Source organism: Kitasatospora sp. NPDC097691 (assembly GCF_040302665.1).
Classification (GTDB): Bacteria; Actinomycetota; Actinomycetes; order Streptomycetales; family Streptomycetaceae; genus Kitasatospora.
The window spans coordinates 1-25833 of the sequence record NZ_JBEORY010000003.1; the positions used below are offsets into that span (position 1 = coordinate 1).

Here is a 25833-nt window from a genome sequence, read left to right on the forward strand (position 1 = left end):
CACGCCCTCCCGGTCCGTGGTGTGGTCGTCCGCGAAACGACGGTCACCCGTCGCGTCCGGCACGTACTTCACACAGACAACGATCCTCAAGCTCATGAGCGGTTCTCCTGTCACGGGTGCACGGATGCACTGGATCCATGGCCTCAGGTCATGCCGAGGGTACTGAGTGCCAAGTCCGGTCCGGTCGCGACCCGCGCGCCGCAAGCGCCACCTGGACCGGCATACCGTGTCGGCTCTCTTCGACTGGCGTCAGAGGCTCCAGGGAGAGAATACGGCACTCAGTACCCCTGGTAAAGGAACTCAGTACCCTTCCCGGTGGCCGGGGGCCCGCGAGCCGTCCGTCTGCGCGGCGCCGCCCAGGGCGACGGCGGCCTCGCCGGTGTGGACGCGGAAGGTGAGGGACTCCTGCAGGTAGAGCCGGATCGTTTCGGCGTCGTGGGAGAGGTAGCCGACGGACACGTCCTGGCCGAGGAAGAGCTCGAAGTCGCCGCCGCGGGTGGAGAGGAGGAAGGCGCCCTCGATGGCGGGGGCCCAGATGATGTCGCCGTCGAGGAGGCGGGCGAGGTGGCTGTGGACGGGGTAGCCGTGATCGCTGGTCTCGTTGACGGCGGTGAAGGCGTCGGCGCCGAGGAGCAGGGAGTAGGGGCCGCCGACTCCGGCCAGCCGCAGCGCGGTGAGCGCCCGGCTGACCGCCTCGGGGTACTCGCGGACGTCTTCGGGGAGCCGGACCGCGGGGTTGGTGGAGGCGGCGCGGATGCCGTCGACGGCGGCGGCGCGGTAGCCCTCGAAGACGGTGCGGTCCTCGGCCAGGGCGAGGGTGCGGGCGGCGTCCTTGACGGGCTGCCAGTCGGAGTCGCGGGAGCCGCGCTCGACGTCGTCCACGGCCTCGCGGCGGACGGTGAAGGGGACGCGCAACTCGACCACCGGCTGGGCGGCGCGGGCGTGCGCCCGGACGCCGTCCATCGGCGGTTCGATGGCGGTCAGGTGGCCGGTGCCGACGGCGGCGAGGCCGGCACCCCCGGGACCGCCGAGGTCGACCACCCGGCGCCCGGCGATGTGCAGCTTGAAGGTCTGGCGGGCCTCCTCCTCGATCTCCTCCCAGGCGGAGGCGGAGACGGGGGCGAGGTCCCGGTGGAGGTTGTTCATGCGCGGGGTCCTGTTCGGGGGGTCGGTTTGAGGCTGCCGATGCCCAGCGAGCCGGGGCTTCCGCCGGCCGGCGACACGGAGGTCGGCAACCCGGCAGCGCGCGACCCGGCGGCGGGTGCGGCCGCGCCCGGCGCCGACGGCGGGGAGTCGAGCAGGTCGGCGGTCGGGACGAAGAACAGCGAGCCGGTGACGGCCGTCGAGAAGTCGAGCAGCCGGTCGGTGGTGCCGGGCGGGTTGCCGACGAACATGTTGCGCAGCATCTCCTCGGTCACCCCCGGGTCGCGCGCGTAACCGATGAAGTAGGTGCCGGACTCGCCGCCGTGCGCGAAGGAGCCGAAGGCCATGTTGAAGCGGACGATCTTCCGCTCCTCGCCGTCCGGGCCGGTGATCACGGTGAGCGCGACGTGCGAGTCCGCGGGCTTGACGTCGTCGGCGAGCTCGATGTCGGTGAGTTTGGTACGGCCGACCGCGCCCTCCTGCTCCTCGACGCTCAGCGCGTTCCACTCGTCCAGCCGGTGCAGGTACTTCTGGACGATGACGTAGCTGCCGCCGGCGAAGTCCGGGTCCTCCGCGTCGACCAGCGCGGCGCTCACGGCGGCCCGCCCCTCGGGGTTCTCGGTGCCGTCCACGAAGCCGAGCAGGTCCCGGTCGTCGAAGTACCGGAAGCCCTGGACGGAGTCGACCACGGTGGCCGCCCCGGCGAGCCGGTCGATGAGCTGCCCGGCCAGCTCGAAGCAGAGGTCCATCCGCTCGGCCCGCAGGTGCAGCAGCAGGTCGCCCGGCGTGGCCGGGGCCCGGTGACGGGCGCCGGCGACCTCCCGGAAGGGGTGCAGGGCGGTCGGCCGGGGGCCGTCGAAGAGGCGGTCCCAGAGCTCGGAGCCGATGCCGGTGACGCAGGTGAGGCCGCCCTCGGGGGCCCGGAAGCCGACCGAGCGGCGCAGCCCGGCGAGGTCGGGCAGCAGTTCCCGGACGGCGTCCTCGCCCCCGGGTTCGACGGTGAGCACCAGGAAGATCGCCGCGCCGGTCAGCGGGGAGAGCACGGCCTGCGGTTCGGGCTGCATGACGTGGCCCCCCTCAGGACACCGGGTGCGGGCGGGGGGCGGAGGAGCAGACCGAACGGACCGGCATTGATCTGATCATGGGAATGATTACATCGCATAGCGGACAATTCGGCGCGACCGGCACGCATCCGAAGGACCCCGCCGGGCAGGCGGGGTGCCGGCACACGCCGAGGGGCGGGTGCGCCTCGTCGCGCACCCGCCCCTTCCGGCCCCGGCGGTTCAAAGGGTGGGTGGTTCCGCAGTGGTTCACACCCACTGTGGTTCACACCCGCGGTGGTTCAGACCCGCAGCGCCGCCAGCTGCTGCTCGAACGGCACCACCTGCCCGGGCACCGCCGGCGCCGCCGGGCCGCGGCCGGACAGCAGGGCCGCCAGCTCGCCCGCCGCGCGGTCGATCCGGCGCGGCAGCCCGTCGGTGAGCCCGTCCCCGGAGCCGCCCCAGTCGTCGGTGGCCGCGTAGACGGAGGTCGGCACCACCACCGCGCGCAGGTAGCCGAACAGCGGGCGGACGGCGTGCTCCAGGGCGAGCGAGTGCCGCGGCGTGCCACCGGTCGCGGCGATCAGCACCGGCTTGCCGGTGAGCGCGTCGTGGTCGATCACGTCGAAGAAGGACTTGAACAGCCCGCTGTAGGAGGCCGTGAAGATCGGCGTCACCGCGATCAGCCCGTCCGCCTCCGTGACCGCCTCGATCGCCCCGCGCAGCGCGGCGCCGGGGAAGCCGGTCACGAAGTTGTTCGCGATCTCCACGGCGAGGTCCCGCAGTTCGACGACGGTGACGTCCACCTGCCGACCGTCGGCGCCGAGCTGCCGCACGGTCGAGTCGGCGAGCCGGTCCGCCAGCAGGCGGGTCGAGGACGGCTTGCTCAGCCCGGCGCTCACCACCACCAGCTTGTACGCGGTCACTGGGACACCTCGGCCTTCTCGTTCTCGACGGTCGTCTCGGCGGTCTGCTCGGCGGCCTTCCGGTCGCGGTCCGCGACCAGGGCGACGTGGGTCGGCCCGTCCGGCACCCCGGCCGGGCGGCCCTTGGCGAACTCCTCGCGCAGCACCGGCACGACCTCCTCGCCGAGCAGGTCCAGCTGCTCCAGCACGGTCTTCAGCGGCAGGCCGGCGTGGTCCATCAGGAACAGCTGGCGCTGGTAGTCGCCGAAGGTCTCGCGGAAGGTCAGCGTCTTCTCGATGACCTCCTGCGGGCTGCCGACGGTCAGCGGCGTCTGCTCGGTGAACTCCTCCAGCGAGGGCCCGTGCCCGTACACCGGCGCGTTGTCGAAGTACGGACGGAACTCGCGCACCGCGTCCTGGGAGTTCTTCCGCATGAACACCTGCCCGCCGAGGCCGACGATCGCCTGCTCGGGCGTGCCGTGGCCGTAGTGGGCGTAGCGCTCGCGGTAGAGGTTGACCAGCTTCCGGAAGTGCTCCTTGGGCCAGAAGATGTTGTTCGCGAAGAAGCCGTCCCCGTAGTAGGCGGCCTGCTCGGCGATCTCGGGGCTGCGGATCGAGCCGTGCCAGACGAACGGCGGGACGTCGTCCAGCGGGCGCGGGGTGGAGGTGAAGCCCTGCAGCGGGGTGCGGAAGCGGCCGCTCCAGTCCACGACCTCCTCGCGCCACAGCTCGTGCAGCAGCGCGTAGTTCTCTATCGCGAGCGGGATGCCCTGGCGGATGTCCTTGCCGAACCACGGGTAGACCGGGCCGGTGTTGCCGCGGCCCATCATGACGTCCACCCGGCCCTCGGCCAGGTGCTGGAGCATCGCGAAGTCCTCCGCGATCTTCACCGGGTCGTTGGTGGTGATCAGGGTCGTCGAGGTGGAGAGGATGATGCGGTCGGTCTGCGCGGCGATGTAGCCGAGCATGGTCGTCGGGGAGGACGGGACGAACGGCGGGTTGTGGTGCTCGCCGGTCGCGAAGACGTCCAGGCCGACCTCCTCGGCCTTGCGCGCGATCGCCACCATGGCCTTGATCCGCTCGTGCTCGCTCGGGGTACGGCCGGTGGTGGGGTCGGTCGTCACGTCGCCGACGGAGAAGATTCCGAACTGCATGCTGCTCACCGCTCTCCGGAGGAGGTCGTTCAACTTTCAACCACCTTAGCACGCGGGTGGGCCCGGCTATTCCCGCCCACAATGGAAAGGAGGCGGGGCGTCGACGGTCGGTGGGGTTCCGGAAAGGGCGGCGGACGATGGCGCCGTACATCGCGGTGAGCGCGCTGAGCCACGACGGCCTGGTGCGGGAGCACAACGAGGACAGCCTCGCAATCGGCCCGTGGACCCTCTGTGCCACCGTGACCAGCAACCCGCAGACCCTGCTCTTCCCGCTCGGCCCGCCCTGTGTGGTCGCGGTGGCCGACGGCCTCGGCGGCCACCCCGGCGGCGAGGTGGCCAGCGCCCTGGTCGCCCGCCTCCTCGCCGCCCACGGGGACGCCCTGGACGGCGAGGAGGCCGTCCGGGAGGAACTGCAGGAGTGCAACCGGGCCGTCTACGCGGCCGCCGCCGGAGAGCCGGAGCTGGCCGCGATGGGCACCACCGTCGCCGGGCTGGTGCTGCTGCCCGAGCAGGCGGTGGTCTTCAACGTCGGCGACAGCCGGGTCTACCGGATCGACGGGGACGGGCTGCGCCGGGTGAGCATCGACGACAGCCCCCCGCTGCCGCCCGGACGCCGCACCACCTCGATGGTCACCCAGACCCTGGGCGGCTCGCTCGGGCTCACCTTCGTCGAACCGCACGTCCGGGTCGCCCCGCTGGCACCCGGCGACCGGTACCTGGTGTGCAGCGACGGGCTGACCGACCCGGTGCCCGAGGAGGAACTGGCCGACCTGCTGGCCCGCTCCTACGAAGGGGCCGAACGGTCCGACGGCAAGGCCGCGTTCGAACTCTGGAAGGCGGCGATCGAGGCCGGCGGGCCGGACAACATCACCCTGGCGCTGGTGCGGGTCGGCGGGTAGCCGCGACTCCCTGCGGAACGGACCCGACGGACCCCGCGGACGGACCCGACGGGCTCTGCGGAACGGACCCGACGGGGCCCTGCGGAACGGACCCGACGGGGCCCTGCGGAACGGACCCGCCCCGACGGGGCGCCGAAGCGCTCCGCCGGGGCGGTCACCTGTCCGTTCGCCGTGCTCGGCTCAGAGTTCGCTCGTGACGGTCACCCCGCTGAAGCCCTGCTGGGCGTAGAGGCTGAAGTAGACGTAGCCGCTCGGCGGGTTCGTCACGGTCAGCGTCTCGGAGTTGTCCGGGCCCGCCGACCGCGTGGCGTACGTGCCGGTGTACGCCCAGCTCGCCGGGTTGTAGTAGAGGTCGCCGTTGCCGGTGCCGCCACTGGTGGTGATCTTCACCTGCTTGGTGCCGGCCGGCACCAGGAGGTAGAAGTGCGCGTAGTTGCCCGTGGTGGCGGCGACGTTGCTGCGGGCGCAGTTCGCGTCCAGGGCCCGGGGGTCGGCCGCGGCGCACTCCGGCAGCTGCGGGACGGTCGGGGTGGTCCCGCAGGCGCCGTTCGCGCACGCGGTCAGCCAGCTGTCGAAGCCGGCGTCGTAGCGGGTGCCGATGGTGGTCTTCAGCAGGGTGCGGGCGCCGGCCCAGTCCCCCACCCGGTACTTGGCGAGGACCGCGTCCATGTCGGAGCGGTGCTGCTCCAGCATGTAGCGCACGGCCAGGTACCCCCAGCGGTAGACCCGGTCCTGGTCACCGTAGGCGGTGTCGAAGAGGTCGCTCAGCTTGTAGGTGTGGCGGGCGGCCGCCGCGATCGCGGCGTCGTTGCTCACCTTCCGGTACGAGTAGGAGACGTACTCGGCGAAGCCCTCGACCCACCAGACGGTCGGGGTGGTCATGCCGGCGTTGAAGTCGCCGTACATGTCGAACCGGCCGTCGAGGTAGTGGGTGTACTCGTGGTTGAGGTTCCAGATCTGGAAGGACGGGCGGGCCCACTCGGCCTCGTAGCAGAGGAAGCGCGGCTGGTTGCCCGCCTTCGCCGGGTCGCCCTCCAGGTACATGCCGCCGTTGTTGGTGTCGATGCCGTAGATGGCGGCGGCCAGCACCTGGTAGTCGAGCGAGGAGTGGAAGACCACGACCTCGATCGTGGTGTTCCCGTCGTCCTTGACCGGGCCGTTGTCCTTGACCACCGAGTGGAAGTAGGCGTCCTGGCCGTTCAGGCTGGTGCAGGCGGTGTCCAGCTGGGTGGCGTCCAGCGCCTGGGCGATCAGCTTGATGCTCGGGCTGCAGGTGTGGTTCACCGTCAGCACGCCGGACTTCAGCTGGTCGGAGGCGTTGCAGGTGCCGTAGTACGAGCAGTTGCCCGCGTCGTAGTAGCCGACCGCCTCGGCGACCGCGGCCCACTGGAACACGGTGCGGCCGTTCGGCGCCGACGAGGCGGCCAGCGCCTTGGCGAGCGGACGGACCTTGGCCTGGAGCGCCGTGTCCTTCAGGAAGCGGCCCAGCTCCTTGGTGGCGTTGTAGGTCAGCACGCCGAAGTCGCCGCCGAGCAGGTCGTTGTTGCGGCCGGCGAAGGCGGCGAGGGCGTCCAGGACGCTCGGGTCGGCCTCGACGGCCGCGTCGAAGCCGGCCACCTGGTGGCCGCGGAACAGCACGGTGAACACCGGGTTCACCGACCAGGCCATGCCGGCCGGGTTCCAGGTGGCGCTGGTGTAGTCGGTCAACAGCCGCTTGACCACCGGGAGGTAGCGGATGTTCTCCTGCGCGCTGTCGATCAGGGTGACGGCCTCGCCCAGGATGGGCGCGTTGCCGGCGGCGACATCACGCGAGTGCGCGCTGCCGAAGAACGCGTCCAGCGCGGAGCGGATCGCCGTCTGCAGGGCGGTGCCGTAGGTGCCGACGTCACCCGGGTGGTACCACTGCGCGAAGTAGCCGGCGCGCAGGAAGAGCACCAACTGCTCGACGGAGGTGGTGTTGTCGCCCGGGTAGCTGCCCGCCGCGTCGCGCAGCGCGTACGCCACCGTGGTCATCTGCTCCTCGCGGAACGCGCCGCGCGCGTCGCCGCCGGTGAGCTGGAAGAGGCTGTTGATGCACTGGATGTCGGCGGCCTTGATGTGCTGGACCAGGTCGCTTCCGGTCCGGCCGGTGAAGTCGCCGGTGTTGCAGGCCTGTTCGGCCGCCGCGCCGAGACGGAAGGTCTTGGCGTTCGGGGTGGCGGCCTTCACCTCGGCCGGCCGGGTGTCCAGCGGCAGTGGGGAGCGCTGGTCGACGGTGGCGAACTGCCGCTCTCCGTCGGCGCGTTCGGGCGTTCCGGTGGCGGGCTGCGGGGCCGCACCGGTGGGGGCAGCGGGCGCGCCGCCGGGAGCGGTGGGCGCCGCGGCGGGCGCCGCCTGGCTCTGCGGCGCGAACAGGCCGACCGCCAGGAAGAGCGACAGGAGGAGCGTCAACAATCGTGCCAACTGCGGGAGTCGCAGCAGCCGTGCGGGACTCACGTGAGGGCCTCCGGGCCGTCGTCGGCCGCGATTGGGGCGCGGCCGGTGGGGGATTCGAGGACCGTTGGCGGCGGCGCCGCGTGGGGGCGGCTCCGCCGGAAACCGGTGGGGAGTGTGACATGTACCATGGCACACATCACATAACCTTGGGAACCCTGGCCGCTGTGCGCAGTTTGCGGGGAAAACGCGCGGAGGCCGTGGTGACGGTTCGCCACCACGGCCTCCGGGCCGGTCAGTTGCCGGATCGTTCGCTTCGCCCGGTCGTTCGCATCGCCCGGCCGTTCGCTTCGCCGGCCGTTCGCTCGTCAGCCGTTCGCTCGTCGGGCCGCGAGCCCGATGGGCGCTACTTGCGGAGCAGCAGGATCACGCCCGCCGTCGCGAGGCCGACCACCACGGCGGCCGCGCCGTACGCCAGGCGGTGCGCCCGCACCACGGGCAGGAAGCGGTCCACCGCGTAACGGCCCGGACCGGTCAGTGCGAGCGCGGCGGCGCCGGCCGTCAGCAGCAGTTCGTACTCGTTGCCCTTCGGGGCGAAGAAGCCGCCGCCCCAGGTGACGGCGATCGCGTTGACCATCGTGCCGACGATCGCGGCGCCCGCCAGCGGGGTCAACAGGCCGACGGCGAGGGCGAGTCCGCCCAGCGTCTCGGTGAGGCCGGCCACCACGGCCATGGCGTCGCCGGCCGGGTAGCCGCTTGCGGTGAAGAACTGACCGGTGCCGTCGATCCCGCCGCCGCCGAACCAGCCGAACAGTTTCTGACTGCCGTGCGCGGCCATGGTCAGGCCGAGGACCAGGCGCAGGAGCAGGAGTCCGGCGTCATAGGCGTGCGGGGAGGTCGTCGCGGGGCCGGAGGTCTCCGGGGCCCGGCTGACGGTGGGCTTGGTGGCGGCGGTCGTGCTCGGGCTGCTGCTCGGCATGCGCGTCTCCATCGATCGAGGGTCGGTCGGCGCCGGCCGGGGCCGGCGTGAGCGGGATGTGGTGAGGCGGCGGGCGGGGGTCGTCACCCCGGCGCCATTGTTCAAATTTGAACCGGCCGCTCCACGACCGTACCTTGGAGTTCGAATTTGAACAACTGACGGTCCGTGGGCGACTCGCGGCCCCCGCCCGGACCGGGGCAGGGTGGAGACATGGCTCAACTCAGGCAACACCGGCGGGCCGCGCGCACCGGCACCCCGTACGCCGAGGCCCTGGCCGCCTTCGACGAACGCGTCCGGCTGATCACCCCCGACCAGTGGGACTCCCCCACCCCGTGCACCGACTGGTCCGTCCGCGACCTGGTCAACCACCTCGTCGGCGAACAGCTCTGGGTGCCCGAGCTGCTGATGGGCGCCACCATCGGCGAGGTCGGCGGCCGGTTCGACGGCGACGTGCTCGGCGGCGACCCGGCTGCCGCCTGGACGGACGCCGCCGAAGCCGCCCGACAGGCCTTCGACGTCCCCGGCGCCGCCGAGCTGACCGTCCACCTCTCCTTCGGGGACGTCACCGGGCAGTACTACCTGGACCAGCTCACCACCGACCTGGTCATCCACACCTGGGACCTCTCCGAGGGCATCGGCCGGCTCACCCGGCTCCCCGCCGAGCTCGTCGACTTCGCGCTCGGCGAGATCACCGGCTACGGCGACCTCTCCGGCAGCGGAGTGTTCGACCCGCCGGTGCCGGTGGCCGAGGACGCGAGCCCGCAGACCCGGCTGCTCGCCCTCACCGGGCGGCGGGACGGCGGACCGTCGGGCACCGGCGACCAGGGGTGAGCCGGGCGGGTGCACGGCGGTGACGGGAGCGGAGGCGGCCGGGACGGAAGTCACCGAGGGCGGAGGAGTCCGGCACGGACGGTGACGGGAAGCGGAGGGTGACCGGGGCTCACCCGGCCCTGTGGCCCGGCGCCGGATACTGGAAGGAACGGGGGCCAGTTTCCGTGCGAGAGGCGGGCGCGCCATGAGCCGCAGGCCGGACATCCTCGGCGAGTTCACCGCCGACCACCGGGCCGTCACCGAACTGCTCGACGCGGTCGAGGCCGCCCCGGCGGGCAGCACCGAACGCGGCGACCTGGTGACCCGGCTGACCGACCTGCTGTTCGCCCACTGCGCCGCCGAGGAGGAACACCTCTTCCCGGTCGTCCAGCACGACGTGCCGGACGGCGGGGCGCTGGTGTTCAGCAGCATCCACGACCACCTGGCGATCGGGCAGTACCTCGCCGACCTGCAGGCGCTCCGCCCCGCCGACCCGGCCTTCGACACCCTGCTGCGCGGCCTCGCCGACACCCTGCGGCGGCACCTGAGCGGCGAGGAGAACCAGCTCTTCCCCGCCGCCCGCAAGGCCCTGCCCGCCGCCTCCCGCGCCGCACTCGGCGACCGGCTGCGCGCGGAGCGCGAGGCGCTCGGAGCGGCCGACTGATCAGCGCGCCCGACCGATGGCGCGCCCGACCGATCAGCTCTTCGGGCTGATCACCGCGAACCGCGCGCCCTCGTGGTCCTGCAGCCGGGCCACCCGCCCGTACGGGGAGTCGAAGGCCGGGCCGAGCGGCGCGCCGCCCAGCTCGACCGCCCGCTCCAGCGCCCGGTCGGTGTCCGGGACGGCGAAGGACACCTCCCAGTGCGGCGGCATCCCCGCCGGGCCGCTCGCCTGCTCCCTGGCCAGCGCCGCGACGCTGTTCCCCTCGGCGCGCAGCACCACCCGGTCGTGCTCCCAGCGCACGTCGAAACGCTCCGGATCGCGGCCGTCCCAGCGGAACACCTCGCCGTAGAACAGCGCCGCCGCGAACGGATCCGGGGTGCGCAGCTCGATCCAGACCGGCGCGCCGGGCAGTTCCAGCTTCCGGGCCCGGCCCAGCAAGCCCTCCCAGATGCCGAACACCGCGCCCGCCGGGTCCGCCGCGAAGGCCACCCGCCCGGAGTCGAAGGCCAGCGGGCCGATCGCCAGCGTCGCGCCGCGCTCACGCACCGCGTCGGCGGCCGCGTCGGCGCTCTCCGTCCCGAAGTAGCTGGTCCAGGCGAGCGGGATCGCCCCGACGCCCGCGACGCCGAGCCCGGCCACCGCCTCCCCGCCGACCACCGCGTGCACGTACGGCCCGAAGTGGTCCGGGCCGGTCTCGAACTCCCACCCGAGCAGCGGCCCGTAGAACGCCTTGGCCGCCTCCAGGTCCCGGGCCATCAGGCTCACCCAGCACGGAACGGCCGCCACGCAGCGCACCCTGGCGGTCTCACCGCTGCCCATCGCGGACCTCCTCGCCCACCCGGCCGCCGGGCCCCTCCCGACGCCACGGCCCGCCGGCCGCCCGGAACGCCCACAGCCTAGGCCGAGGGGCGTACCACCCCCGGGAAGGCATGGCCGGGGTCAGCGCACCCAGTTCTTCAGCGGCTCGGTGTCCAGCGAGATGCCCACCGGGTCGGGAAGCGGCACGCTCTTGCCGAAGGGAACGATCCGGACGCTCTCGTAGCGAACGCCGTCGGGCTGGCTGTGCACGACGACCTCCGCGGAGTCCCGGTCGATCAGCAGGTAGACGGGGATGCCGGTCTCAGCGTAGGCACGGGGCTTCTCGACACGGTCCCTACGGTCGGTGTCGGAGTCGTACGAAGTGACTTCGACGACCATCAGCACGCCTCCGGTCGTGGCCCAATCCCCACACCCCACGAAGGCGTCCGCATCGGCGAGCGTGCCGTCCGGGCGGGCGAAACCGCCCCGGTAACCCTGGATCCTGAGTCCCTGGTCATGCAGGTAGAGCTCCGGCCTGGCCTGGATGCAGATCCGAAGGAGCCACTGGACGATGCGGCCGTGGTCGCCATCCGGCACGGGCTTGACCCCCAGCTTCCCGTTGATGAACTCCGGCCGGATGCCCTCGGCAGTCCGGGCCAGATGGCGGGAGAACTCCTCGAACTCCCCGGGCAGCATCTGCGGGCGGTCGGAGATCGCGGTCACGGGCCTTCCTCCTTCGCCTGGGCGCCCCCTCGAAGAACGAGCACACCGGCACGTGGTTACGGGCTACCTGGCTTCCGACGATAGTGCCCGCCTCCCGGCCGGGGTGGTCGTCATGCGTTGCGAGCGGTCCCGCGGACGAGCCGGGAGCACCATCCGGGCCCCACCGCCGGAGCCGGGACCCCAGAGGTGTGACGCAGGTCACATCGGGGGCGGAAATTCCGGGGACAGATTCCCCGTTTCCGAGTACGTTGGCAAAAGCGGGGAGAACTTCCCCGGTATCCTCAAGGAGCAGTCGTCGTGACCACCGCCGCCACCGAGTCGGTCCGTCCCGCCGGGAGCACCCGTACGCCGAGGTTGCGTGCGGATGCGAGCCGGAACCGGGAGCGGATCGTGCTGGCGGCCCGGGACGCGTTCGTCGAGCACGGTGCGGATGCACCGCTGGACGAGATCGCGAAGCGGGCAGGGGTCGGCAACGCCACCCTCTACCGGAACTTTCCGGACCGGATGGCGCTGATCCAGGAGGTGGCGCTGCTCGTCAAGAACCGCATCCTGGCCCTCGCCGAGACGGCGACGGCGGAGGCGGACTCCCCTGACGGCGACGGCCCGTTCGACGCTCTGCAGCGGTTCGCGCACGCGACCGTCGCGGAGAAGGTCGGCGGTCTCTGCACGTTGTTCAGCAGCCATGTCGACCCGTTCGACCCGGAGCTGACCGAGATCCGGGAGCGCCTGCAGTCCGCCGTGGGCGGGCTGATGGAGCGCGCCCGGGCCGCGGGTGAGCTGCGGCCGGACGTCGAGCACGGCGACCTGTTCATCGCGATGAGCCAGCTGACCCGACCCCTGCCGAACACCTCGTGCCGGGCGCACGACGAGTTCGTCCACCGGCACCTGCAGATCTTCCTGGACGGTCTGCGCACGCCGGTCCGTTCGACGCTGCCCGGCCGGGCCGCGACCTTCGAGGACTTCCAGCCCCGCAACTGACCGAAGCACCACACCTGACCCGACCGGCACACCTGATCCACACCTGACCCGTCCGGTGGCACCGGGCGCCCGCACTGCTGAGCGGCGCCGCCCCGGCACGCCCCCGCACGCCCGCTGAGCACCGTTCACCGTACGGCAACCTGCCGTTCCCGTACGGCAACCTGCCGTTCCCGTACGGCAGTTGACCATGCACGCACACCACGCACCGTGAAGCGAGTACCCCCATGTCTCAAACCGACGCCCGACCGGCGACGCTGCCCGATCCCCGGCGCTGGAAGGCGCTGATATTCATCGGCCTCGCCCAGCTGATGGTCGTCCTCGACGCGACCATCGTGAACATCGCCCTGCCGTCCGCACAGCGCGACCTGGGCATCACCGACGGCAACCGCCAGTGGGTGATCACCGCCTACGCGCTGGCCTTCGGCGGCCTGCTGCTGTTCGGCGGCCGGATCTCGGACCTCTGGGGCCGCAAGCGGACGTTCATCGTCGGCCTGACCGGCTTCGCCCTCGCCTCCGCGCTCGGCGGCGCCGCGGTCAACACCTCGATGCTGCTCGGCGCCCGCGCCCTGCAGGGCGTGTTCGGCGCACTGCTCGCCCCCGCCGCACTGTCGCTGCTCGCGGTGACCTTCACCGAGGCCAAGGAGCGCGCCAAGGCGTTCGGCATCTACGGTGCGATCGCCGGTGGCGGTGGCGCCATCGGTCTGATCCTCGGCGGCCTGCTGACCGAGTACATGAACTGGCGCTGGACCTTCTTCGTCAACATCCCGTTCGCCATCGTGGCCGCCGCCGGCGCCGTCATGGTGATCCGCGAGCCCGCCGAGGGCCGCAACCGCAACAAGCTGGACGTCCCCGGCGTGCTGCTGGTGACCACCGGCCTGGTCTCCCTGGTCTACGGCTTCACCCGGGCCGAGTCCGACGGCTGGTCGTCCGGCAGCACCCTCGGGCTGTTCGCCGCGGCCGCCGTGCTGCTGTTCGCCTTCGTGATGGTGGAGCTCAAGGTCAAGGCCCCGCTGCTGCCGCTGCGCGTGGTGCTGGACCGCAACCGCGGCGGGGTGTACCTGTCGCTGGGCATGGCCGTGATCGGCATGTTCGGTCTGTTCCTCTTCCTGACCTACTACCTGCAGATCGTGCTCGGCTACAGCCCGGTGCTGACCGGCGTGGCCTTCCTGCCGATGGTGGCGGGCATGATCACCGGCTCGACCCAGATCGGCGCCCGACTGATGACCCGGGTCCCGGCGCGCTACCTGATGGCGCCCGGCTTCCTGGTCGCCTCGATCGGCATGTTCCTGCTGACCCACATCGACCTGGACACCTCCTACCCGGCGCTGATCCTGCCCGGCCTGGTCCTGATGGGCCTCGGCATGGGTACCGCGTTCATGCCGGCCATGAGCCTCGCCACGCACGGCGTCCAGCCGCGCGACGCCGGCGTGGCCTCGGCGATGGTCAACACCTCGCAGCAGGTCGGCGGCGCCATCGGCACCGCGCTGCTGAACACCATCGCGGCCAGCGCGACCACGAGCTGGCTGGCCTCGCACGCCACCGCCGCGGCCGCCTCCTCCCCGGAGGCCGCCAAGGCGCTGCAGTTCGGCGGCATGGTGCACGGCTTCTCGACCGCGATCTGGGTGTCCTTCGGGATCCTGGTGGGCGCCGCCACCGTCGCCTTCACCTTCATCAACGCCGGCCGTCCCGGCGCGGCGTCGGGTGCGGGCGCCGGTGCGGACGTCGCGAAGAACGACGAGGTGCCGGTGCTGGTGCACTGACGCCCAGGGGTTGCTCGGGTGCGTACGCGGCCCGTCCGGTGTCTCACGACGCCGGGCGGGCCGCTCGCCGTTTGCGGGCCGCTCACCGTTCCGGGCCGCCCACCGTTCCGGGCCGGAGCCGCCGACGCCGCGCACCGCACTGTCGAGGCCCGGGACGACGGGAGACACCCCCCGGCTAGAAGTGGGGATCACTCCCCGATTAGGGTGTGGTCCAGCGAGAATCGGGGACACCTCCCCGTTTCCTTCGGACCGAGGTGCGTGCACATGACCCGGAATCAGAGCCCAGGGCGGGGACGGCGGGCCGCCGACTGGGCGGACGGCCGGCTGGGGATCCACTCCCTCGCCAGGACGAACCTGCGGAAGATCTTCCCGGACCACTGGTCCTTCATGCTGGGCGAGATCTGCCTCTACACGTTCGTCATCATCATCCTGACCGGCGTCTACCTGACGCTGTTCTTCAAACCCTCGATGGGCGAGGTCGTCTACGACGGCTCGTACGCGCCGCTCAAGGGCATCGCGATGTCGGAGGCCTACGCCTCCACCGTGGACATCAGCTTCGAGGTGCGCGGCGGGCTGCTGATCCGGCAGATCCACCACTGGGCGGCGATCGTCTTCGTCGCGGCCATGTTCGTGCACATGATGCGGGTGTTCTTCACCGGCGCCTTCCGCAAGCCGCGCGAGGTCAACTGGGTCTTCGGTTTCCTGCTGCTCTTCCTCGGCATGCTGGACGGCTTCTTCGGCTACTCACTGCCGGACGACCTGCTCTCCGGCACCGGCATCAGGTTCATCGAGGGCGTAGTGCTGGCCGTGCCGCTGGTCGGCACGTACATCCAGATGTTCCTGTTCGGCGGGGAGTTCCCGGGGCACGACATCGTGCCGCGGTTCTTCAGCATCCACGTGCTGCTGATCCCCGGCATCATGCTGGGGCTCCTGGTGGCGCACCTGATCCTGGTCTTCCACCACAAGCACACCCAGTGGGCCGGTCCCGGGCGGACCGAGAAGAACGTCGTCGGGATGCCGCTGATGCCGGTCTACCTGGCCAAGGCCGGCGGGTTCTTCTTCCTGGTCTTCGGCATCGTCGCGCTGATGTCGGCGGTCGCGACCGTCAACCCGATCTGGGCGTACGGGCCCTACCGGCCCGACCAGGTCTCCACCGACGCCCAGCCGGACTGGTACATGGGCTTCGCCGAGGGCCTGATCCGCGTGATGCCGGGGTGGGAGATCGGCCTGTGGGGGCACACCCTCAACCTCGGGGTGCTGATCCCGTTCCTGCTGTTCCCGGTGATCCTCTTCGCCATCGCGGCCTACCCGTTCGTCGAGGGCTGGGTGACCGACGACGAGCGGGAGCACCACCTGCTCGACCGGCCGCGCAACGCGCCCGTCCGCACCGCGCTCGGCGCCGCCTGGATCAGCCTCTACCTGGTGATGCTCGCGGGCGGCGGCAACGACCTCATCGCCACCCACCTGCACCTGTCCCTGAACACCATCACCTACGCCGTCCGGGCCGGCGCCTTCGTCGTCCCGGTGGCCGTCTTCCTCGTCACCAAGCGCTGGTGCCTCGGCCTGCAGCGCCGCGACCGCGACACGGTGCTGCACGGACGCGAGACCGGAGTGATCAAGCGGCTGCCGCACGGCGAGTTCACCGAGGTGCACGCCGGGCTCACGCCGGCCGAACTCCACCGGCTCACGGCACACGAACAGCCCCGCCCCCTCGAACTGCCCGCCCCGGTGGACGAGAATGGAGTGGCCCACCCGGCGGGAGCGCTCACCCGCACCCGAGCGAGGCTGTCCCGCGGATTCCACGGCGAGCACGCGCAGATCCCCAAGCCCACCGTCGAGGAGTACCGCGCGATCGCCGAGGGCCACGGGCACTGACCCGCCCCCGACGCCAGAGGGAGGACATCGTGCACGACCGAACCGACCGGCTCGCCGACAGCAGATACCTCCTGCTGACCACCTTCGACGAGGACGGCAGCCGGATCGAGTCCCAGCTCTGGGTGGTGCAGGACGGCACCGCGCTCGGGGTCTGGACCCCCGCCCACTCGGGCGAGGCCGAACGGATCCGCCGCCACCCCCGGGTGCTGATCGGCCCCTGCGACGGCCACGGACGCCCGACCGGCCGGCCCGTCCCGGCCCGCGCCCGGCTCTGCGACGCAGACGCGACCGCGCGCTACCGCACCTCGCTGATCAACAAGTACGGCCTGACGGCACTGATCGCGCTGGCCCGCAGCCGGTTCCGGGTCGGACTGGACGGGACGGTCGGGATCCGGATCACCCCGAACGAGCTGGAGCGGCGGCTGGTCGGGCCGGAGTGGCGGCCGCCGGGCACGTACTGCGTCAACTGAGGCTGCCGACAGGGCCGTTGAGCCCCCGTTGGGCCCGCATGACGAGCCGGCCGGGTGCCGGGGCCCGGCACCCGGGTCCCGGCACCCGGCGTTCCCGGGCAGCCCCCGACCCGACGCGCGGCACCCGCACCCCAGGCCCGACGGCGCGGGTACAGCACCGCAGGCCCGACGGGACGGGCCCGGCGATCCGGGCCCGGCGCCGCTCAGCTCCCGTCGTCCGGCGCCCGCGCCAGGTCCTCGGCCTCGCAGGCCTCCCGGCCGGTCCCGGCGTGGACGACCTTGACCACCCGCTCCGGGCCGCCGGGCACGACCTGCTGCTCGTGCCCGCAGCGCGGGCAGATCAGCGGGATGCGCGTGCGGGCCGGTTCGGGCGCGGCGCCGCCGCCGTCAGGGCGCGGGGTGGTCACGACAGCGGGTGGGTCGGGACCGGGCTGACCTCCTGGATCTCGCCGTGGGCCTTGGTGAGCAGCTGGGAGGCGAGGTCGTTGAGGGCGCGGGCCCCCGCGACCTCCTCGCCGACCCGCAGCTGTTCCGGGTCGGAGGGGTGGCGGCTGCTGTAGCCGTGGGCGCGCAGTTCACTCCCGTCGCCGAGCCGGAGCAGGGCGGCGGCGCTGGTGCGCGGACCGTCCTCACGGAACTCCATCTCGATGTGCCAACCGACCAGAGTCTGCATGGCGGATCACCTCCATCGGTTACTCCTCCAGAGTGCGCCGCACCCACCGTTAGCACCAGGCAAGCCGGGCCGGGCCCCAGGCCGGGGGTGAGTTGAACGCGTTCAAGTCGGCGGCGTAGAGTCGGCCGCGAAGCTCATTTGAACACGTTCAAGGAGGGGTGTGTCCGCCATGGGAAGGGGCACCACCGAACTGGTGGACCTCCTGGTCCTGCTCGGCATGGGCGCCGTCGTCCCGCTCGGCCTCGGCCTGATCGACGAACCCGGGCTCGCCCGGATCCGCCGGCTCTGGCCGCTCGCCGCCGTGCCCGGCGCGCTCTCGCTCTGGCTGCCGCGCGGCGCCCTCGCCACCGGCCCCGCCGTCGTCTACGCGCTGGGCGCCCTGGTCATCGCCCTGCACGCGCCGCTGCGACTGGCCCGCACCCGCTCGCTCGCGCCCGCCGAGATCGCGGTCCTCACCGCCCTCACCGCGCCCTCGGTGGCCGGGGTCGCCCTCGTCGCCGAACGCTCGGGCTACCCGCTGTTCGGCTTCGAGCCGCACATCCTGGCGCTGACCGTCCCGCACTTCCACTTCGCCGGGTTCACCGCCGCCCTGGTCGCCGGGCTGGTCTGCCGGGCCGTCGACCCGGCCTCCACCGCGGCCCGCTGCGCGGCGCTCAGCGTGCCGGCGGGCACCCTGCTGGTGCTGGCCGGCTACTTCCTCGGCAACTGGTGGCAGTTCGCCGGCGCCCTCGTCCTGACCACCGGGATGTGGCTGGTCGGCCTGGTCACCTGGCGCGAGCTGCGCCCCCGGGCCGGCGACGCGGCCACCGCCCGACTTTTCGCCGTCTCCTCGGCCGTCCTCGCGCTCACGATGGTGCTCGCCCTCTGGTGGGCGCTCGGCCGGGCCGCCGGACTCCCCCACCCCACCCTGGCCTGGATGGCCGCCACCCACGGCGTCGGCAACGCGCTCGGCTTCGCCCTCTGCGCGCTCCTCGCCTGGCGCCGGCTCGACACCTCGGAGGCCCACCGATGACCGACCTCAGCTACCCGGAGCAGGGCGCCAGCGCCACCGGCGCACTGCCGGACGGCTACAACCACCTGCGGCACCGGGCGCGGATCGGCCAGGGCCGCGCCGCACTGGAGGTCGCCGGAGCCGCCCTGCTCGGCTGGCGGATGCACCGGCTGGCGGGCGTACGGATCGACGCCGAGGCGGAACAGGCGGCGCCGGGCGTCGCCGTCCAGTGCGCGATCGGCGTCGGCCCGCTGCGCGCCGGGGCCCCGAACCGGGTGCTCGCCGCCGTCGACGGCCCGGACCGCTACGGCTTCACCTACGGGACGCGGCACGGCCACCTGGCCCGGGGCGAGGAGACCTTCCTGGTCGAGATGGAGCCGGACGGGGCGGTCTGGTTCACCGTCACCGCCTTCAGTCGCCCCGTCGCCTGGTACGCCCGGCTGGCCGGACCGCTGCTCCCGCTCGCCCAGCGCGCCTTCGCCCGGCACTGCGGAAGGGTGCTGGCCAGGATCGCCGCGGACGCGGTGTAGATGGCACAGCCGCCGCGGACGCGGTGTAGATGTCACAGCCGCCGCGGACGCGGCGTGGACGTCACAGCCGCCGCGGACGCGGCGTGAGCGCCGTGGCCGCCGTGGACTCGACGGAAATGGCGCGACCGCCGCGGCCGCCGTCCGGCATCATCGCCCGATGATGCTGATGCAGCCGGTGCTGGAGATCCACGCCCCCGACGACTTCGCGCTCTGGCCCACGGGTGAACACGAGGCCTGGGGATACCTGGTGCTGAACGGGGAGTTGACGCCGGCCGAGGTGGGCACGGCGGTGTGGCGGCTGGCCGACGTCAACGACGTCGACCCCGAGGAGGACGACGAGCGCGGTCCGCGCCCGGCGGATCCCCTGGGCGCCTTCCTGCACGGGCTGCTCACCATGCCGGACCTCTTCGCCCCGGGCGGGTTCCGGGTGACCGACCCGGCCACCGGCACCGTCTTCACCCCGGGCTGCTGCACCGGCCTGGAGGACTGGCGCGAGTGGACGGCCGTGGTCGAGGGCTCGGGCCCGGCCTGGTTCGGCCACGACCCGGACGCCCGGGTCGAGTGGGTCGGCCGGGTCGTCCGGCTCACCCAGGACGACGAGGACGCGGACAGCCCGGTGATCGAGCTGCCGGTGGACGAGCTGCGCCGCCTGCTCGCCGGGGCCGAGCGGGACCTGCGCGACTTCCTCGCCCTCGCCGCGCGCTGGGCCGAGCGGCAGCTGCCGGACCGCGCGTCCGCCGTCACCGCCGCGCTCGCCCGCGCGCTCGACCTGGAGCCGCCGGCATGACCGGCTTCCACACCCACCGGGCCCGGGTGCACGACGCCTCGCTCCCGGTCCACCGGCGGCACAGCGCGCTGCGGACCTGCCTGACCTGCTTCGCCCCGTACGGCCTGCGGGCGACCTACCACCACCTCACCGTCAGCGCCCGGATGCCCCGGCACCTGGAGGCGGACCCGGACTCGCTGCTGCGCGCGGTGGACGAGCTGCACGAGGCGCGCGAGCTGCGGCGGGCCCGGGCCGAGGAGTACGCGGCGCAGCGCCGGGCGCAGAAGCGGGCCGGGCGCCGGACCCCGCCGGTGACGCCGTGGTGGGACCGGTACCGGTGGGGCTCACTGGAGGCGGCGTGGCACCACGACCCTTTCCTGCACCCGCCGTTGAGCCTGCCCGACTACGTACGGCGGCAGAACGCGCTGCTGGACGGCGTCGAACTGCCCGGCTGCCCGGCCTGCGGGGAGGAGGGGCCGGCGATGTCGGTCCCGACCGGCCACGGCGAGGCCGGGCTGTGCCGGTCCTGCGCCCGGGTGCTGACGCCCTGCCCGTGCGGGCGGTGGCACAGCTTCGAGCCGTCGATCCGGGTCGGCTGGAGCCGGACGTGGCGACGGGAGCACATGACCGGCACCGGCGAGCCGGACCCGCTCTGGCCCGCCGTCCGGGGCACGGCCAGGATCGAACGGCTGGCTGCCTACCACCACGTGCACCCGCCGTACTGAGTCAGGCCCGGTGGGCGGGGACGGCGACCAGGACGGCGCCGGTGCCCTGGACGCGCACCTCGAAGTGGTCGATGTCGCCCGGCTGGAGTGCCGCACCGCCGGTGGTGCGCAGCACGCCGCCGGTGCCCCCGTAGCCGCTCGCCGGAACGCTCCAGGTGTTCACCGTCTGCTGTCCGCCGCTGTGCGAGACCGCGACCAGGCTGCAGGTCAACGGCCCCTGGACGCCGGAGAGTTGCATGCTGACCCGGCTGCCCCAGGTGGTGCCGTCGACGCCGACGGTGGCGTGCGCGCCGGTGGTCGGGTCGGTGGCGCTGAACTGCTCGGCCACGGCGACCACGGCGGGGGTGCTGTCCGCGGTGAGCACCGCGGCCGTGACGGCGGGTCCCGCCGCGACCATCGCGGTCGCGGCCAGGGCCAGGACCAGCCGCCGCACCCGGCCGCGCCGCCGGGTGGTGCCGACCTCGGCGACCAGCCGGTCCAGGAGCTGCGGGTCCGGGTGCGGGGCGGGGCCGGCCGGGTCCAGCCCGGCGGCCGTGCCGGTGGCCGCGTACTCGGCCAGCAGCGGTTCCACGAAGCCGAGTTCGGCGACCTGTTCGGCGCACAGCGGGCAGTCCGCCAGGTGCCGCTCGAAGGCGGCGCGCTCGGCGGGCTCCAGCAGGCCGAGGACGTAGGCGCCGGCGTCGACGTGCTCCGGGCCGTCGAAGGCGCGGCCGGTCCCGCCGGGCCCGTGGTCCGCACCGCCGGGCATGCCGCCCTCGCCGCCGGCAACGCCGTCCGGGCCGCCGGGCACCGGGTCGGGGCGCTTGGTCACGATGTCACTCCCCGTTCCTCCAGCGCGAGCCTGAGCGAGCGCAGTGCGTAGAACACCCGCGACCGTACGGTCCCGGCCGGGATGCCGAGTTCGGCGGCCGCCTCGTTGGCCGTGCGGCCCTTCAGATAGGTCTCGACGATGATCTCGCGGTGCGCCGGCGAGAGGTCGCCGAGCGCGTCCGCGACGGTCATCATCCGCAGTGCCCGGTCGAGCTCGTCCTCGGCGGGCAGCAGCTCCAGGGGGGCCGCGTCCACCTCGCGCGGCCTGGCCCGGGCACTGCGGTGCTCGTCGATCACGATCCGCCGGGCGACGGTGACCAGCCAGGGCCGCAGCGAGCCCGCCGCCGGGTCGAGGCGGTGGATGTTGCGCCAGGCGCGGACCAGGGTCTCCTGGACGACGTCCTCGGCCCGCTGCCGGTCGCCGGCGACGAGGTGGAGCACGAAGCCGAAGAGCGGACCGGCGTGCTCGTGGTAGAGGGCGCGCATCAGCTCCTCGTCCGACGCCCCCGTGACATGGCCGGCCGTGCCGCCGACGGGGTGCTCCTCGGTCACCACTTCATCGTTGCGCACCCGGGCCTCCTGGTCGAGGGCGGTCGACACCGGTCAGTAGCCCGGGGCGCTGGGCATCGGACTGGGGGTCGCCGGGCTCGGGCCGGAACCGGTGCCGGTGCCCGCCTTGCCGCCGCTCGGGGTCACCGCGAACCAGGTGCCGCCGACGCCCTGGCCCTTGGTGTCACCGGGCTTGGTGTCCGGCGAGTAGCGGTAGACCGGCCAGCCGTTGACGGTGACCTGCTTGGTGCCGTCGGACCGGGTGACGGTGCCGACGAGCTTGCTGTCGATTCCCTTGACCGTGACGTCGCCGTTGGCGTGCTCCGGCGGCCAGATCACGGCGCAGCTGCCGTTGCAGTACGACTCCGGCGGGTTGTTCTCGTCCTGGTCGAAGCGGTAGAGCGTGAAGCCGGCGCTGTCGGTGACGATGGTGCCCAGCTTGGGGTCGGTGGCGGTCTGCAGGGTCGCGCTCGCCGGGGCGCTCTGGCTGCCCGACGTGCTCGGCGTACTGGTCTTGCTCCCCCCGGACGACCCGCAGCCGGCGATCAGGGCGGCCGCCGCGATGCCGGAGGCGGCCAGCACGGCGGCCCGGCGGGTGCGGGGTTTGCTGTGCATGGGGTGCCTCCCGCGGTCGGAACGGACTGGACACCCTTCAGTACGGCCGGTGCCGGGCGGCTGCTCAATGGCGGCGCCGGAAGGCCCGGGGGATCGCCGGGGAACGCCGGACGCCCACGGAATACCGTGCCGGGCGGCGCCGTTGTCGCGGGCACACGGTCTGTACCGCAGCCTCCGGAAGGGAAGGAATCGCAAGATGAGCAGCACGGTCGAGCTGACCAAGGAGAACTTCGACGACATCGTCCCCGGCCCGGAGGGCAAGGACTTCGTCTTCATCGACTTCTGGGCCGGCTGGTGCGGTCCCTGCCGCCAGTTCGCCCCGGTGTACGAGAAGGCGGCCGAGCGCCACTCGGACCTGGTCTTCGCCAAGGTGGACACCGAGGCGCAGCAGGAGCTGGCTGCGGCGTTCGGCATCCAGTCGATTCCGACGCTGGCGATCATCCGTGAGGGCGTGCTCGTCTTCTCGCAGGCCGGTGCTCTGCCGGAGGCGGTGTTCGAGGACCTGATCGGCCAGGCCCGCAAGCTGGACATGGTCGAGGTGAAGCGGAAGGTCGCCGAGGAGCAGGCGGCCGGCGGCCAGGCCTGAGGCCGGGCCGGTCGGCGAGGGCCCGGGGAGCGGTGTCTCCCCGGGCCCTCGCCGTACCCGCTGTCGCCGGACCTGTCGCCCGATCCTGCGACGCCCGTCCCGCTCCCTCCTAGAGTCGTGACAGCGGCCGCACCGGATGCCGCCGCGGAGGTACCACCGACGAAGGAGTGATCGCCATGAGCACGTTCGTACTGGTCCCCGGATTCTGGCTCGGCGCCTGGGCGTGGGACGAGGTGGCCGCACCGCTGCGCGCCGCCGGGCACCGCGTCCACCCGGTGAGCCTGCCCGGGGTGGCCGAACGGGCGGCCGAGTCCGGTGAGTTCGGCCTGGAGGACCACATCGCCGACCTGGCCGACCTGGTGGTCCGCGAGGACCTGTGGGAGGTCGTGCTGGTCGCCCACAGCGGCGCCAGTGCCCCGGTGGGCGGGCTGGCGGACCGGATGCCGGAGCGGATCCGCCGGGTGGTCTACCTGGACAGTCGCCCGATGCCCCAAGGTTCCTCGGTGTACGACCTCTGGCAGCCCGGGTTCCGGGAGGAGGCCGACGCCACGGTGACGGACGGCCGACTGCCGATGCCGTCCTGGGACTTCCTGGCCGCCCAGGGGGCCGGGCTGGACGGCCTGGACGAGGCCGCGCTGGCCCGGATCCGGGCGCGGGCCACCCCGCACCCGGAGGGCGCGTTCCGGGACCGGCTGCGGCTGACCGGCGCCGGGGCCGCGCTGGCGCAGGCGATGGTGTTCTGTTCCTTCCCGCTCGCCACGGTGCGCGGGCTGATCGACTCCGGGGCACCGGAGTTCGCCGCGCTCGCCGGGCCGAACTGGGAGCTGCGCGAACTGCCCACCGGGCACTGGCCGATGTTCTCCCGCCCGGCCGACACGGCGGCGGTGCTCGCGGAACTCGCCGCGCTCTGACCCCGGCCGGCTGTCCCCCCGCGCCCCGGTCCTGTCCTCTGCGCGCACGGACGTGTCCCGTGCGCGTCCTGGGCGTGTCCGTCCGTCGCGCGGGCGCGCCCGGCCCGGCAGGATGGGCCCCACACCGTACCCGAGCGGAGAGCGACACCCCATGAGCGAGCAGCCCGGCCGTACCGAACCGCCCGCCGCCGGGCCCGAGTTCCGGCGGGTCACCACCGCCCTGGTCACCGGGAGCGCCGCCGACGCGCCGTACCACGTGGACGTCAAGGCCGGCACCCACTCGCTGACCTCGGACGAGCCGGTGCGGCGCGGCGGCTCGGACAGCGGGCCGGAACCGTTCGCGCTGCTGCTCGCCTCGCTCGGCTCCTGCACCGCGATCACCCTGCGGATGTACGCCGAGCGCAAGAAGTGGCCGCTGGAGGCGGTCCGGGTCAGGCTCGGGTACGAGACGGACGGCAGCCGGGGCCGGGTCTCCCGCCGGGTCGCCCTGACCGGCGGCCTGGACGGGGACCAGCGCGCCCGGCTGCTCGACATCTGCGAACGCACGCCCGTCACCCTCGCCCTGCGGGCCGGGGTGGCCATCGAGACGACGGAGGACCGGGCATGACCAGCACCGCCGAGGAGTACGACGTCATCGTCCTGGGGGCCGGCCCGACCGGCGAGAACGTGGCGGACCGGACGGTCGCCGCCGGTCTGCGCACGGTGGTCGTGGAGGCCGAACTCGTCGGCGGCGAGTGCTCGTACTGGGCCTGCATGCCGAGCAAGGCGCTGCTGCGCCCGGTGGCCGCGCTGACCGACGCCCGCGCGGTGGCCGGCTCCCGGGAGGCGGTCGGCGAAGGCCGGCTGGACCCGGCCGCGGTGCTGGCCCGCCGGGACTCCTTCGCCTCGCACTGGAAGGACGACGGCCAGGTGAAGTGGCTGCGGGACACCGGCATCGACCTGGTCCGCGGTCACGGCCGACTGGCCGGCGAACGGACCGTGACGGTGGAGGCCGAGGACGGCAGCGAGCGGCTGCTCACCGCCCGGCACGCCGTCGTGGTGTGCACCGGCAGCCGTCCGGTGCTGCCCGGGCACGTGCCGGGGCTGGCCGAGGCCGAGCCGTGGACCAACCGGGAGGCCACCGGCTCGTCGGCCGTCCCCGGGCGGCTGGCGGTGGTCGGCGGCGGCGTGGTCGGGGTGGAGATGGCCACCGCCTGGCGGGCGCTCGGCTCCGAGGTGGTGCTGCTGGTACGCGGCGGGGGGCTGCTGCCGCGGATGGAGCCGTTCGCGGGCGAGCTGGTCGCCGAGGGCCTGCGCAAGGCCGGGGTGGACGTCCGCTTCGGCGTCGAGGTCACCGCGGTGGAACGGGCGGACGGCTCCGGACCGGTGACCCTGACGCTCAAGGACGGTGGGGAGCTGACCGCCGACGAGGTGCTGTACGCGACCGGCCGGGCCCCGCGCAGCGCCGACATCGGACTGGAGCAGGTCGGGCTGAAGCCGGGCGGCTGGCTGGAGGTGGACGACAGCTGCACGGTGCTCGGCGTGGACGGCGGGTGGCTGTACGCCGCCGGGGACGTCAACCACCGGGCGCTGCTCACCCACCAGGGCAAGTACCAGGCCCGGATCGCGGGCGCGGCGATCGCCGCCCGTGCCCAGGGGCGCCCGCTGGACACCGCGCGCTGGGGCGCGCACGCCGCGTCCGCCGACCTCGCGGGCGCGCCGCAGGTCGTGTTCACCCAACCGGAGGTCGCCGCCGTCGGCCTGACCCTGGCCGCCGCCGAGGAGGCCGGGCTACGGGTCAAGGCCGTCGACCACGACCTCGGCGCCGTCGCCGGGGCCTCGCTGTACGGCGACGACTACCGCGGCCGGGCCCGGGTGGTCTTCGACCTGGACCGCCAGGTGCTGGTCGGCGCCTGCCTGGTCGGCCCCGGGGTGGCCGAGCTGCTGCACTCGGCGACCGTCGCGGTGGTCGGCGAGGTGCCGATCGACCGGCTCTGGCACGCGGTGCCCGCGTACCCGACGATCAGCGAGGTCTGGCTGCGGCTGCTGGAGGGCTGCCGGGGGTAGCCCTCCGGACGGCGGACCGCC

Annotated in this window: 28 protein-coding genes and 1 pseudogene; 15 read left to right on the forward strand and 14 right to left on the reverse strand. The window is 73.2% G+C overall.

The features are described from left to right. From ABTY56_RS02700 to ABTY56_RS02720, 5 genes and pseudogenes are all read right to left on the reverse strand, one after another. Positions 1–96 (reverse strand): annotated as a pseudogene (locus tag ABTY56_RS02700) (electron transfer flavoprotein subunit beta); the annotation flags it as partial. Positions 97–300: 204 nt separating this feature from the next. After that, positions 301–1146: a family 1 encapsulin nanocompartment shell protein gene (locus ABTY56_RS02705; protein WP_350625789.1), complete on the reverse strand. Its 846-nt coding sequence runs from the start codon at positions 1144–1146 to the stop codon at positions 301–303. Then, entirely contained in the window at positions 1143–2207 is a 1065-nt protein-coding gene (locus tag ABTY56_RS02710) for a Dyp-type peroxidase (RefSeq protein ID WP_350625791.1), read from the reverse strand. Before ABTY56_RS02710 ends, ABTY56_RS02705 begins: the two co-directional genes overlap by 4 nt. A 278-nt stretch (positions 2208–2485) precedes the next feature. Beyond that, positions 2486–3109: an FMN reductase gene (locus ABTY56_RS02715; RefSeq protein WP_350625793.1), complete on the reverse strand. Its 624-nt coding sequence runs from the start codon at positions 3107–3109 to the stop codon at positions 2486–2488. Continuing rightward, positions 3106–4242: an LLM class flavin-dependent oxidoreductase gene (locus ABTY56_RS02720; RefSeq protein WP_350625795.1), complete on the reverse strand. Its 1137-nt coding sequence runs from the start codon at positions 4240–4242 to the stop codon at positions 3106–3108. The genes ABTY56_RS02715 and ABTY56_RS02720 overlap by 4 nt, the downstream gene beginning before the upstream one ends. Before the next feature lie 137 nt (positions 4243–4379). Between ABTY56_RS02720 and ABTY56_RS02725 the strand changes: the two genes are divergently transcribed. Beyond that, a complete protein-coding gene (locus ABTY56_RS02725; protein ID WP_350625797.1) occupies positions 4380–5141 on the forward strand; it encodes a PP2C family protein-serine/threonine phosphatase in 762 nt (253 codons plus the stop codon). A 180-nt stretch (positions 5142–5321) separates the two neighbouring features. Here the strand turns inward: ABTY56_RS02725 and ABTY56_RS02730 are convergent, their stop codons facing one another. Next, the gene (locus ABTY56_RS02730) at positions 5322–7616 is read right to left on the reverse strand and encodes a M9 family metallopeptidase (RefSeq protein ID WP_350625799.1); all 2295 of its coding nucleotides are present in this window, start codon (positions 7614–7616) and stop codon (positions 5322–5324) included. 343 nt (positions 7617–7959) lie between these two features. Further along, positions 7960–8532 (reverse strand): DoxX family protein, encoded by a 573-nt coding sequence (locus ABTY56_RS02735; protein ID WP_350625801.1) that lies wholly within the window; start codon positions 8530–8532, stop codon positions 7960–7962. Positions 8533–8742: 210 nt separating this feature from the next. Between ABTY56_RS02735 and ABTY56_RS02740 the strand changes: the two genes are divergently transcribed. Both ABTY56_RS02740 and ABTY56_RS02745 read left to right on the forward strand, forming a co-directional pair. Beyond that, positions 8743–9363 (forward strand): TIGR03086 family metal-binding protein, encoded by a 621-nt coding sequence (locus tag ABTY56_RS02740; RefSeq protein WP_350625803.1) that lies wholly within the window; start codon positions 8743–8745, stop codon positions 9361–9363. A gap of 184 nt (positions 9364–9547) precedes the next feature. Next, positions 9548–10006 carry a hemerythrin domain-containing protein gene (locus tag ABTY56_RS02745; protein WP_350625805.1) on the forward strand — a complete coding sequence of 153 codons (459 nt, stop codon included), beginning with the start codon at positions 9548–9550 and terminating at the stop codon, positions 10004–10006. A 33-nt stretch (positions 10007–10039) separates the two neighbouring features. On the opposite strand, the gene ABTY56_RS02750 is transcribed toward ABTY56_RS02745, so the two are convergent. Next, on the reverse strand, positions 10040–10825 hold the full coding sequence (locus ABTY56_RS02750; protein WP_350625807.1) for a VOC family protein: 786 nt from the start codon (positions 10823–10825) through the stop codon (positions 10040–10042). A gap of 120 nt (positions 10826–10945) precedes the next feature. Then, the gene (locus ABTY56_RS02755; protein WP_350625809.1) at positions 10946–11527 is read right to left on the reverse strand and encodes a Uma2 family endonuclease; all 582 of its coding nucleotides are present in this window, start codon (positions 11525–11527) and stop codon (positions 10946–10948) included. 297 nt (positions 11528–11824) lie between these two features. Between ABTY56_RS02755 and ABTY56_RS02760 the strand changes: the two genes are divergently transcribed. The 4 genes from ABTY56_RS02760 to ABTY56_RS02775 all read left to right on the forward strand — a co-directional run bounded on the left by ABTY56_RS02760 (position 11825) and on the right by ABTY56_RS02775 (position 16610). Continuing rightward, positions 11825–12505, forward strand: a complete 681-nt coding sequence (locus ABTY56_RS02760; protein WP_350625811.1) for a TetR/AcrR family transcriptional regulator — start codon at positions 11825–11827, stop codon at positions 12503–12505. Positions 12506–12729: 224 nt separating this feature from the next. Further along, complete coding sequence (locus ABTY56_RS02765) at positions 12730–14265, forward strand: MFS transporter (RefSeq protein WP_350625813.1); 1536 nt, start codon at positions 12730–12732, stop codon at positions 14263–14265. Positions 14266–14529: 264 nt separating this feature from the next. Next, positions 14530–16140, forward strand: coding sequence for a cytochrome bc1 complex cytochrome b subunit (gene qcrB, locus ABTY56_RS02770; RefSeq protein ID WP_350625815.1), 1611 nt, complete (start codon positions 14530–14532; stop codon positions 16138–16140). Between the two features lie 29 nt (positions 16141–16169). After that, positions 16170–16610: a PPOX class F420-dependent oxidoreductase gene (locus ABTY56_RS02775; protein WP_350625817.1), complete on the forward strand. Its 441-nt coding sequence runs from the start codon at positions 16170–16172 to the stop codon at positions 16608–16610. A 203-nt stretch (positions 16611–16813) separates the two neighbouring features. Here ABTY56_RS02775 and ABTY56_RS02780 read toward each other — a convergent pair whose 3' ends face one another. Next, positions 16814–17017 (reverse strand): hypothetical protein, encoded by a 204-nt coding sequence (locus ABTY56_RS02780; protein ID WP_350625819.1) that lies wholly within the window; start codon positions 17015–17017, stop codon positions 16814–16816. Continuing rightward, a complete protein-coding gene (locus ABTY56_RS02785) occupies positions 17014–17283 on the reverse strand; it encodes a DUF1876 domain-containing protein (protein WP_350625821.1) in 270 nt (89 codons plus the stop codon). Before ABTY56_RS02785 ends, ABTY56_RS02780 begins: the two co-directional genes overlap by 4 nt. Before the next feature lie 169 nt (positions 17284–17452). Between ABTY56_RS02785 and ABTY56_RS02790 the strand changes: the two genes are divergently transcribed. From ABTY56_RS02790 to ABTY56_RS02805, 4 genes are all read left to right on the forward strand, one after another. Continuing rightward, positions 17453–18295 (forward strand): YndJ family protein, encoded by an 843-nt coding sequence (locus ABTY56_RS02790; protein WP_350625823.1) that lies wholly within the window; start codon positions 17453–17455, stop codon positions 18293–18295. After that, complete coding sequence (locus ABTY56_RS02795; RefSeq protein ID WP_350625825.1) at positions 18292–18804, forward strand: DUF1990 domain-containing protein; 513 nt, start codon at positions 18292–18294, stop codon at positions 18802–18804. The genes ABTY56_RS02790 and ABTY56_RS02795 overlap by 4 nt, the downstream gene beginning before the upstream one ends. 157 nt (positions 18805–18961) lie before the next feature. After that, positions 18962–19591 (forward strand): hypothetical protein, encoded by a 630-nt coding sequence (locus ABTY56_RS02800; protein WP_350625827.1) that lies wholly within the window; start codon positions 18962–18964, stop codon positions 19589–19591. Further along, a complete protein-coding gene (locus ABTY56_RS02805) occupies positions 19588–20295 on the forward strand; it encodes a hypothetical protein (RefSeq protein WP_350625829.1) in 708 nt (235 codons plus the stop codon). Before ABTY56_RS02800 ends, ABTY56_RS02805 begins: the two co-directional genes overlap by 4 nt. Position 20296: 1 nt before the next feature. Here ABTY56_RS02805 and ABTY56_RS02810 read toward each other — a convergent pair whose 3' ends face one another. From ABTY56_RS02810 to ABTY56_RS02820, 3 genes are read right to left on the reverse strand one after another with little or no spacing between them, the layout of a single operon-like run. Beyond that, a complete protein-coding gene (locus ABTY56_RS02810; protein WP_350625831.1) occupies positions 20297–21106 on the reverse strand; it encodes a zf-HC2 domain-containing protein in 810 nt (269 codons plus the stop codon). Further along, complete coding sequence (locus ABTY56_RS02815; protein WP_350626254.1) at positions 21103–21660, reverse strand: sigma-70 family RNA polymerase sigma factor; 558 nt, start codon at positions 21658–21660, stop codon at positions 21103–21105. The genes ABTY56_RS02810 and ABTY56_RS02815 overlap by 4 nt, the downstream gene beginning before the upstream one ends. Positions 21661–21708: 48 nt before the next feature. Further along, on the reverse strand, positions 21709–22269 hold the full coding sequence (locus ABTY56_RS02820) for a hypothetical protein (RefSeq protein ID WP_350625834.1): 561 nt from the start codon (positions 22267–22269) through the stop codon (positions 21709–21711). A 67-nt stretch (positions 22270–22336) separates the two neighbouring features. Here ABTY56_RS02820 and ABTY56_RS02825 point away from each other — a divergent pair, with 67 nt between their 5' ends. The 4 genes from ABTY56_RS02825 to ABTY56_RS02840 all read left to right on the forward strand — a co-directional run bounded on the left by ABTY56_RS02825 (position 22337) and on the right by ABTY56_RS02840 (position 25812). Further along, positions 22337–22855 carry a thioredoxin family protein gene (locus ABTY56_RS02825; protein WP_350625836.1) on the forward strand — a complete coding sequence of 173 codons (519 nt, stop codon included), beginning with the start codon at positions 22337–22339 and terminating at the stop codon, positions 22853–22855. 176 nt (positions 22856–23031) lie between these two features. After that, positions 23032–23766 carry an alpha/beta fold hydrolase gene (locus ABTY56_RS02830; RefSeq protein ID WP_350625838.1) on the forward strand — a complete coding sequence of 245 codons (735 nt, stop codon included), beginning with the start codon at positions 23032–23034 and terminating at the stop codon, positions 23764–23766. A gap of 151 nt (positions 23767–23917) precedes the next feature. Next, positions 23918–24373, forward strand: a complete 456-nt coding sequence (locus tag ABTY56_RS02835; protein ID WP_350625840.1) for an OsmC family protein — start codon at positions 23918–23920, stop codon at positions 24371–24373. Next, on the forward strand, positions 24370–25812 hold the full coding sequence (locus ABTY56_RS02840) for a dihydrolipoyl dehydrogenase family protein (RefSeq protein ID WP_350625842.1): 1443 nt from the start codon (positions 24370–24372) through the stop codon (positions 25810–25812). The genes ABTY56_RS02835 and ABTY56_RS02840 overlap by 4 nt, the downstream gene beginning before the upstream one ends. Positions 25813–25833 lie beyond the last annotated feature (21 nt).

Coding starts and splice junctions, on each gene's coding strand:
- ABTY56_RS02705 (WP_350625789.1), bottom strand. CDS start 1,146: ATGAACAACCTCCACCGGGACCTCGCCCCCGTCTCCGCCTCCGCCTGG.
- ABTY56_RS02710 (WP_350625791.1), bottom strand. CDS start 2,207: ATGCAGCCCGAACCGCAGGCCGTGCTCTCCCCGCTGACCGGCGCGGCG.
- ABTY56_RS02720 (WP_350625795.1), bottom strand. CDS start 4,242: ATGCAGTTCGGAATCTTCTCCGTCGGCGACGTGACGACCGACCCCACC.
- ABTY56_RS02725 (WP_350625797.1), top strand. CDS start 4,380: ATGGCGCCGTACATCGCGGTGAGCGCGCTGAGCCACGACGGCCTGGTG.
- ABTY56_RS02735 (WP_350625801.1), bottom strand. CDS start 8,532: ATGCCGAGCAGCAGCCCGAGCACGACCGCCGCCACCAAGCCCACCGTC.
- ABTY56_RS02740 (WP_350625803.1), top strand. CDS start 8,743: ATGGCTCAACTCAGGCAACACCGGCGGGCCGCGCGCACCGGCACCCCG.
- ABTY56_RS02745 (WP_350625805.1), top strand. CDS start 9,548: ATGAGCCGCAGGCCGGACATCCTCGGCGAGTTCACCGCCGACCACCGG.
- ABTY56_RS02750 (WP_350625807.1), bottom strand. CDS start 10,825: ATGGGCAGCGGTGAGACCGCCAGGGTGCGCTGCGTGGCGGCCGTTCCG.
- ABTY56_RS02765 (WP_350625813.1), top strand. CDS start 12,730: ATGTCTCAAACCGACGCCCGACCGGCGACGCTGCCCGATCCCCGGCGC.
- qcrB (WP_350625815.1), top strand. CDS start 14,530: ATGACCCGGAATCAGAGCCCAGGGCGGGGACGGCGGGCCGCCGACTGG.
- ABTY56_RS02785 (WP_350625821.1), bottom strand. CDS start 17,283: ATGCAGACTCTGGTCGGTTGGCACATCGAGATGGAGTTCCGTGAGGAC.
- ABTY56_RS02790 (WP_350625823.1), top strand. CDS start 17,453: ATGGGAAGGGGCACCACCGAACTGGTGGACCTCCTGGTCCTGCTCGGC.
- ABTY56_RS02795 (WP_350625825.1), top strand. CDS start 18,292: ATGACCGACCTCAGCTACCCGGAGCAGGGCGCCAGCGCCACCGGCGCA.
- ABTY56_RS02800 (WP_350625827.1), top strand. CDS start 18,962: ATGATGCTGATGCAGCCGGTGCTGGAGATCCACGCCCCCGACGACTTC.
- ABTY56_RS02805 (WP_350625829.1), top strand. CDS start 19,588: ATGACCGGCTTCCACACCCACCGGGCCCGGGTGCACGACGCCTCGCTC.
- ABTY56_RS02820 (WP_350625834.1), bottom strand. CDS start 22,269: ATGCACAGCAAACCCCGCACCCGCCGGGCCGCCGTGCTGGCCGCCTCC.
- ABTY56_RS02825 (WP_350625836.1), top strand. CDS start 22,337: ATGGCGGCGCCGGAAGGCCCGGGGGATCGCCGGGGAACGCCGGACGCC.
- ABTY56_RS02830 (WP_350625838.1), top strand. CDS start 23,032: ATGAGCACGTTCGTACTGGTCCCCGGATTCTGGCTCGGCGCCTGGGCG.
- ABTY56_RS02835 (WP_350625840.1), top strand. CDS start 23,918: ATGAGCGAGCAGCCCGGCCGTACCGAACCGCCCGCCGCCGGGCCCGAG.
- ABTY56_RS02840 (WP_350625842.1), top strand. CDS start 24,370: ATGACCAGCACCGCCGAGGAGTACGACGTCATCGTCCTGGGGGCCGGC.